The organism is Streptomyces sp. NPDC058985 (assembly GCF_042740985.1).
Lineage (GTDB): Bacteria > Actinomycetota > Actinomycetes > Streptomycetales > Streptomycetaceae > Streptomyces.
Map to the genome: position 1 here is coordinate 1 of NZ_JBHYJX010000107.1, position 1,804 is coordinate 1,804.

General features: G+C 73.8%; 2 protein-coding genes. Both read left to right on the forward strand.

From position 1 onward, the window contains the following. The coding region (locus ACFW01_RS38365; RefSeq protein ID WP_384511495.1) for a molybdopterin-dependent oxidoreductase at positions 1-1,247 on the forward strand (1,247 nt) is incomplete at its 5' end. Then, complete coding sequence (locus ACFW01_RS38370) at positions 1,244-1,756, forward strand: hypothetical protein (protein ID WP_234956571.1); 513 nt, start codon at positions 1,244-1,246, stop codon at positions 1,754-1,756. The genes ACFW01_RS38365 and ACFW01_RS38370, both read left to right, overlap by 4 nt. Positions 1,757-1,804 lie beyond the last annotated feature (48 nt).

The following is a 1,804-nucleotide window of genomic DNA, read 5'->3' on the forward strand; positions in this document are numbered from 1 at the left end:
CCTCCCCGGGCTTCTGGCGCAGCCCCCTGCGCGGCCCCCGGTTCACGTCCGTGCTCGGCATCGTGCTGCTCGTCGGCATCACCGTGCTGTTCGTGACCGGCCTGCTCTCGTACGCCGCCTACAACCCCGACCTGTCCCCGGTCAACGACAAGACCCCGGACAAGGGGCTCCTCGGCTTCTACCTCTTCGCGTGGCCGACCGACCCCACATGGCTGTACCGCCTCAACCAGGGTGTCCACGTCACCCTCGGACTGACCCTGATCCCGGTGCTGCTGGCCAAGCTGTGGTCGGTCGTGCCGAGGCTGTTCACCCTGCCGCCGGCCCGCTCGGTCGCCCACGCGCTGGAGCGGATCTCGCTGCTGCTGCTGGTCGGGGGCGCGCTCTTCCAGTTCGTGACCGGGGTGCTCAACATCCAGTTGGAGTACCTCTTCCCCGGCTCCTTCTACCCGCTGCACTTCTACGGCGCGTGGGTCTTCTTCGCCGCGTTCGTCGCGCACGCCGTGCTCAAGATGCCGCTGGCGCTGCGCAACCTCCGGGCGATGCGCGAGGAGCGCGGTGCGGAGGGGGCTCGGGAGTGTGGCGAGGAGGCTGACGACCTGGTGTCGCCCCGGCCCGCGCCGCCCACCGTCTCGCGGCGCGGTGCCCTCTGGTTCGTCGGCGGCGGCTCGCTGCTGATGTTCGCCACGAACGCGGGCCGCAGCTTCGACCCGCCGCTGCGGGCCACGGCCGTCCTCTCCCCGCACGGCGGACCCGACCCGGGCAACGGCCCCAACGGCTTCCAGATCAACAAGACGGCCGCGTACGTCGGCATCGACCCGGCCGAGACCCGCGACGACACCTGGCGGCTCGTCATCGAGGGCCGCTCCGGGACCGTCCGGCTCAGCCGGGCCGACCTGCTCGCCATGGAGCAGCACAGCGAGGCCCTGCCCATCGCCTGCGTCGAGGGCTGGTCGACGTCCGACCAGTGGTGGCGCGGGGTGCGGCTGCGGGACCTCGCCGCGCGCGTGGGCCACGAGGACGACCCGCCCGACGTGTTCGTCGAGTCCCTCCAGCGGCGCGGCGCCTTCCGCAGCGGCGCCCTGCGCGCCAACCAGGTCGCCGACCCGCGCTCCCTGCTCGCCCTGTACGTCAACGGCGAGGCGCTGAGCCCGGACCACGGCTACCCGGCGCGGATCATCGTGCCCGCCGCGCCCGGCGTGCTGAACACCAAGTGGGTGGCCCGGATGACGTTCGGAGACCTGGGATGAACCGTGTACGTGAGTCACGCGAGCCGCGCGGGCTCGGCAGGCCGGGCGGCCGGCTCCGGCCCGTGATCGGCAGCCCCCTCCAGATCCTCCTGCTGGCCTGCTCCTTCGCGCTCGCGGGCTACGCGGGGGTGCGGCTGCTCGCCGGCGACTGGCTCGGCGTGGCCCTGTGGTTCGTGGGGGCGGCGCTGCTGCACGACCTGGTGCTGCTGCCGCTGTACTCGGCGGCGGACCGGGCGGTCACCGGCGCGCTCGGCGCGGTCGGCCGCCGTCGGTGGGCGATGTACGTGCGCGTCCCGGCCGCCTTCTCCGGGCTCCTCCTGCTGGTGTGGTTCCCGCTGATCACCGGCCGGGTCGACGCGGGGTACCGGGGGGTCACCGGGCTGTCGGCGGACGGCTACCTCGCCCGCTGGCTGCTGATCACGGCCGTGCTGTTCGGCGGCTCGGCGCTGCTGCTGGTGCTGCGGTCGCTGCGCAGCGCGACGAAGGGGCGCTCCCCCGACGTCCACTGAGCGACGGTCCGCCAGCCCCCGGCGGCCGCGCGGTCGAGCAGGGCGCGG

Excerpts from the sequence above, each read along its gene's own strand:
- ACFW01_RS38370 (WP_234956571.1), top strand. The coding sequence starts at position 1,244 with ATGAACCGTGTACGTGAGTCACGCGAGCCGCGCGGGCTCGGCAGGCCG.